Here is a 4,801-nt window from a genome sequence, read left to right as displayed (position 1 = left end):
CAGAGGCATAAATGCCTTTTGAATTCAGCCTTTCGGCTGAATTCGCAGGGGAATTCCCCGTTGGGGAATTCTTGGGTGGTTTATGTCGGCCCCCGTTGGGGGCCTTGGCTTTGCGGGATGAATTCCCCGTTGGGGAATTTCTGGTTTGTGGTGTGTTTTGGAAATTCCTTTGGAATTTCCGCGCCTGTCGGCGCTTTTGAGTTGGTTTCAGTTTTGTTGTTGTGTTTGGTGGTTGTCCGCCCCGGTTCGGGGCGTTTTTGGGTTGGGGCGCCTTCGGCGCTGGGGTGAAGGGAGGGCGGGTTCGGGCCCGTTGGGCCGGGGTGTGGGTGGGGGTGCTGGTTCGTTGCCAGTGGGGGTCTGGTGGTGGGGGGTTGAGGTGTGCTCACCTCGAGGGGTTGGGGCGGGTGTTGGGGAGTGGGTGGGTGCCTGTTGGCGCCGTTGGCGTGGGGTTTTGTGTGAGCTCGGCTCGCTGGGGTGTGGGGCCGCCGCCAGCGGCGGGGTGAGGTGGGGTGGGGTGGGGGGTCCCGGGGGCGCGGCCGACATCGTGTGCCCCTTGGGTGGGCCTTGTCCTGGTGGGCGCGCCGTTGGCGCCGGAGGGCTACCGGGATCTGGCCGGGGTTCGGTGAGACCCGAAGTGGGCGTGCTGTTCCTGAGCGGGGGTTGCTCGCTGCCCTGCGTGGGGTTCCCGTCGCCTGGGTTGGGCTCGGGCGCCTGTCGGTGGAAGCCTGGGGCGGGGTGCTGGCCGCTGGGGCGAGAGGCGGCGGCACTGGCCCCTGCGGACCGGGGCCGGCCGACGGGTGCCTTGGGTCTGTGCGGGCAAGGGGGCCGCTCTCGGTGCTCGCGGCTGTGGGCTCGTCGTGCCGGCCGGCTCGTGTGGATGGTGGGGCGCACCGGGGCGCGGGTGTTTCGCGGTTCTCCAGGGCCGTGGGGTCCTCGCGGGCCCGGAGAGGTGTCAGGTGGGGCGGGCTCCTGGTCTGGGGAGCGGTCTCGGCCGCGTGGCCTGGGGCGCGGTCAGCGCGAGTCCTCGGTGTCCTCCAGGGCCTGTGGGGCCTGTGGGGCCTGGAAGACGAGGATGTCCAGTGGCAGGGGCAGGCGACGCCCAGGGCCGGGCAAGGGGCTCATCACTGCGGATGCTTCGTCGCTGAACATGACGACCGGTTTGTCCGGTACGTGGGCCGCCGTGGTGACGGCGGTGTGCTGGTTCTTCCTGATGGTCATCTGTTCCCCCTGGTGCGGTTCGGGCACCGCCCGGTTACTGGTCGGTCATCGGGCCGGCCAGGGAAAGCGTATCTTCCCGTCGCAAGGGATTTTCTGTGCCTGGCCGGTCGGTGGGTGACTGCATTCCTGAGAGCAGTGAGAAAGAGCCTGCGCGGCGTCCCCGGAAATATGGCATGGCCTCTGTGCGCACGGTGGGCCCGATGCGGTTCCGGGGAACTCGGCGGAAGTGCTGAGGGCTTTTTCTATTCCGGTCGTCGGTGCGCGTTCCGGCGGGGCGTCTGGGGTGTCTTCTCTGGGCGGTCGGGATACCAGGGAACGAGGCGGAGGAGAAGGTGGAGAGTTTGGTACGCGTCAATTCGGTGAGCGGAATTCCGTGCCCAGCCGGCGCGCACCGCGAGGGCCGCCGCCGGGACGAGCAGGAGGAGGAGCGCGGTGCTGGCGAGGGCGAGCGCGGTGTGGCCGGCGGCCGTGGTGGTGAGCAGCAGCGGGATGGTGGCGGTGGTGAGGTGTCGGGCGCGGGCGGCGTTCATGTGGGTGCCTCCTGGAGCGTGTTGGACGGGTCGGCTGGAGGGTGTTCTCCGGGGCCGTGGGGTCCAGTCAGCCAGGGGCGGGGAGGGTGGTTCTCGGGTGCTTCGCGGGGTTCTAAATTGTGGGGTGTGGTGCGAGGAGAGCCCGGTGGGGCGGATCGGGAGCTGATCGAGCGCCTGTCGGCGCTCGGGGCCGTGGTGTCGGCGGCGCAGCTGGAGCGGTGGCGGGCGGCGGGGCTGCTGCCGGCGCATGAGCGGCGGTGGCTGGGCCGCGGGCGGGGCTCGGTGTCGGTGCTGCGGGAGGAGGTGGTGGACGTCGCGGTCGCGTTGTCACGGCACGCGCGCCAGGGGCGGGATCTGCGGTGGGCGGCGATCGGCTGGTACGCGGAGGCCGGGCGGCCGGCGTTCGCGGGGGTGTGGGCGGTGCCGGAGCCGCCGTGGGCGGCCGTACGGGAGGCGCTGCTGTGGGCGATGGAGCGCTCGCGGGCGTACCGGCTCATGGCCCGGGCCCAGCAGGCCGGTACGGGCGGGGAGCGGGAGCAGGACGCGTTCTACGTCGGCGTCGAGCGGGCGCTCGCGCACGGGCCCGCCGGGATGCCGGACCCGGACCTGATGCGCCGCCAGCTCACGGAGGGCGCCGCCGTGGAGCCGGAGGTGCGCGGCCAGGACGCGGCACGGCGGCGGGCGGGCGCGCACCTGGTCGCGCTCGGCGGGCTGGGCGCGGACGAGGTCGGCCGTGAGGTGCTCCTCGAGACCCTCCGCGTGCTCCTGCCCGGCATGAGCCCGGAGGCGCTCGCGGCCGCCGCCGAACAGGCCGAGAACGACGGGACGTTCGGCACCTGGGCCGTGGCCGGCGCGTACGACCCGCTCGCCCTGCTGACCGCCGCGAGCGAACAGGACATGGCCCGCGCGCGGGAGCGGGCGCAGCAGCTCGCGGGCGTCGCAGGGCTGCTGTTCTTCCACGGGCTCCTCATGCCCGACACCCCCGCCCTCGCCGCCCTCCGGGCCGCGATCAATGCCACCGGCCTGACCCCGCTCATCCAGCTGATGCTCCCCCAGATGCTCAACCCCACCGGCGTCCCCCACGCCCTCGCCACCTGCCTGACCCCCGCCGGCACCCAACTCGCCGACCTCGGCCACGCCCTCCTCGCCGAACACGCCACAGACGGGCTGCTCACCGGCCCCGGCAGCCCACACACCAACGGCAAGGCCTACGCGGCCACGTGGCTCGACGCCCTCGACGACGCCCTCACTCGTACCGAGACCGGCCCGCAGCACGACGGGCCGGCGAGCACCTGACGCCCCGAACGCGGGTGACACGCCGAGGTGGCGCAGCGGCGGCGGATGCCGTCGGGGCGCGGCCGGCGGAGCCGGTCGGGCACATCAGGGGGGCCGGGCGGCTGTCGAGAGGCTCGGAGGACGACGCGGGCCCGTGACGGCGTACTGACGGACGCCGGCTCGCCGCTACAGGACGTTCGCCCGCAGGGCGCCGGGGCAGGTGTTACCGCCCGCGGCGTTGCGGGGCCGCGCTGGACCGGGGAGCGCCGGCTCGCACCCGGCGGCCTGGAGGCGAGGGCTACGGGAAGGGGTAGTCGACGCCGAAGTCGCCGAGCCCCACCGCGAGGGTGACCGCGGTCGTGATCGCCTGCTCGCGCTCACCGGGCGTCATGGACGAGCTCACGGCCAGCATCTCCTTGTACTCGGTGCCGGCCATGAAGTGCTCCTCGTAGACGCGCGCCAGCTGCCGGAAGGGCTCGGAGAGCGGGCCGGTGTCGGTGACGCCGTCGTCGAGGAGTGCCTCGGGGATCTCCCCGTACATCTCGGCCGTGATCACGCAGGCCCAGGTGACCAGGTCGGTCGTGGTCTGCGCGTGGTGGGCGAGGAGGCCCGCCAGGCGGCCTTGGCAGGGCCAGCAGCCGTCCAGGTCCGCGTCGTACAACTCGGCCAGCAGCGCGTCTTGGTCAGGGTCCCGCTGGTCGCGGCGGTCGGTCGCGGGGGCGAAGAACCGGCGACGATGGTCGCCCTCTGCTCCGTGGTCGTGGTGATGGCCGATGGCGGTCATGTGTCCGGCACCTCGCGTCGCAGGGGAAGGGCGCCTCGAGCGTACGCGGCCGCGGCACACGGCCGGGTGGGATTCGGTCACCAGTCACCCGGGCCAGCGGCCTCCCCTGACCCGGACTCGTCTCCCTCTCCCCCGCACCCCTCCAAAACACTTGACAATAGACCCGCATAACACCTTCTGCAATTCTCGCAAATTTCGCCGCCTATTCCATTTCTGAATTCGCACCCATTCAGCGTTTCAGTGGTCTTCTCCGCATGGCGGGGTGCGACCTCAGGGTATGGAGGGGCGTGGAGGCCGCTGAACGCACTGGAGCACGCGCTCGGCGGCGCGAAGGCGGCCGGTCCCGCCCCCAGAGCGCCGCGGGCGCCTGTCGCAACGCGGCTGCGCTCTCCGCCGGGCCCAAGACCGCCCCGGAGCTCCACCAGAACCTGGTCTCCAACTCACCTGGTGGCCACCGGGGTTGGACGGAGCCTGCGCCGGTGACGAGTCGGTCCGCAACGAGCTCACCCGCCGCGCCGGCTCCTATGTCCAGGTCGACATCGACGCATGCCTCGGCCCACTACGCCAACCCCGCCGTCCACGAGGCCGCAGCCGGCCCGCCCGCCCTCGTCCACGCCGACCTCCTCTCCCCGGCGCCAGCATCGACGACGTCGCGTTCGCGGCCCGGCTGGCCGACGCCGACACGGCGGCCGCCGGCGGCCTCGCTCCCGCCGCCCAGGCGAGCGGGGTATGAGCGACCGCCAGGCCCACGACGCCACATACGGTCCGCGCACGCGCCACAGCGGCCCTCGCCCTCGCCCATGCCATCGCGACACCGCCGACCGCGCCCTGCGCGGGTCCGAGGCGCAGCCGCGTTGCCGCATCCGTCCGCCGAAGCACCGACATCGTGCTCACGCGGCCGGCGCTCGCCGGCGCCGGCGAGCGCGTTGTCACCCTTGCGGGGGACGGACACCGACACAGCCCGGTGGATACCCTCGTCAGACTGCACCGTCGG

The 4,801-nt window shown here is 72.4% G+C and carries 4 protein-coding genes; 1 reads left to right on the top strand and 3 read right to left on the bottom strand.

Annotated features, from left to right (window positions below):
- Positions 1 to 1,011: 1,011 nt before the first annotated feature.
- Both AC067J_RS43900 and AC067J_RS43895 read right to left on the bottom strand, forming a co-directional pair.
- Positions 1,012 to 1,218 carry a hypothetical protein gene (locus AC067J_RS43900; protein WP_478308497.1) on the bottom strand — a complete coding sequence of 69 codons (207 nt, stop codon included), beginning with the start codon at positions 1,216 to 1,218 and terminating at the stop codon, positions 1,012 to 1,014.
- Positions 1,219 to 1,460: 242 nt separating this feature from the next.
- Positions 1,461 to 1,748: a hypothetical protein gene (locus AC067J_RS43895; RefSeq protein ID WP_478308496.1), complete on the bottom strand. Its 288-nt coding sequence runs from the start codon at positions 1,746 to 1,748 to the stop codon at positions 1,461 to 1,463.
- A gap of 126 nt (positions 1,749 to 1,874) precedes the next feature.
- Here AC067J_RS43895 and AC067J_RS43890 point away from each other — a divergent pair, with 126 nt between their 5' ends.
- Positions 1,875 to 3,044: a hypothetical protein gene (locus AC067J_RS43890; RefSeq protein WP_478308495.1), complete on the top strand. Its 1,170-nt coding sequence runs from the start codon at positions 1,875 to 1,877 to the stop codon at positions 3,042 to 3,044.
- Positions 3,045 to 3,321: 277 nt separating this feature from the next.
- Here the strand turns inward: AC067J_RS43890 and AC067J_RS43885 are convergent, their stop codons facing one another.
- Entirely contained in the window at positions 3,322 to 3,807 is a 486-nt protein-coding gene (locus AC067J_RS43885) for a hypothetical protein (protein WP_478308494.1), read from the bottom strand.
- Positions 3,808 to 4,801 lie beyond the last annotated feature (994 nt).

The organism is Kitasatospora sp. NPDC042419, assembly GCF_056437345.1.
This window is presented reverse-complemented; position numbering and strand designations above follow the sequence as displayed.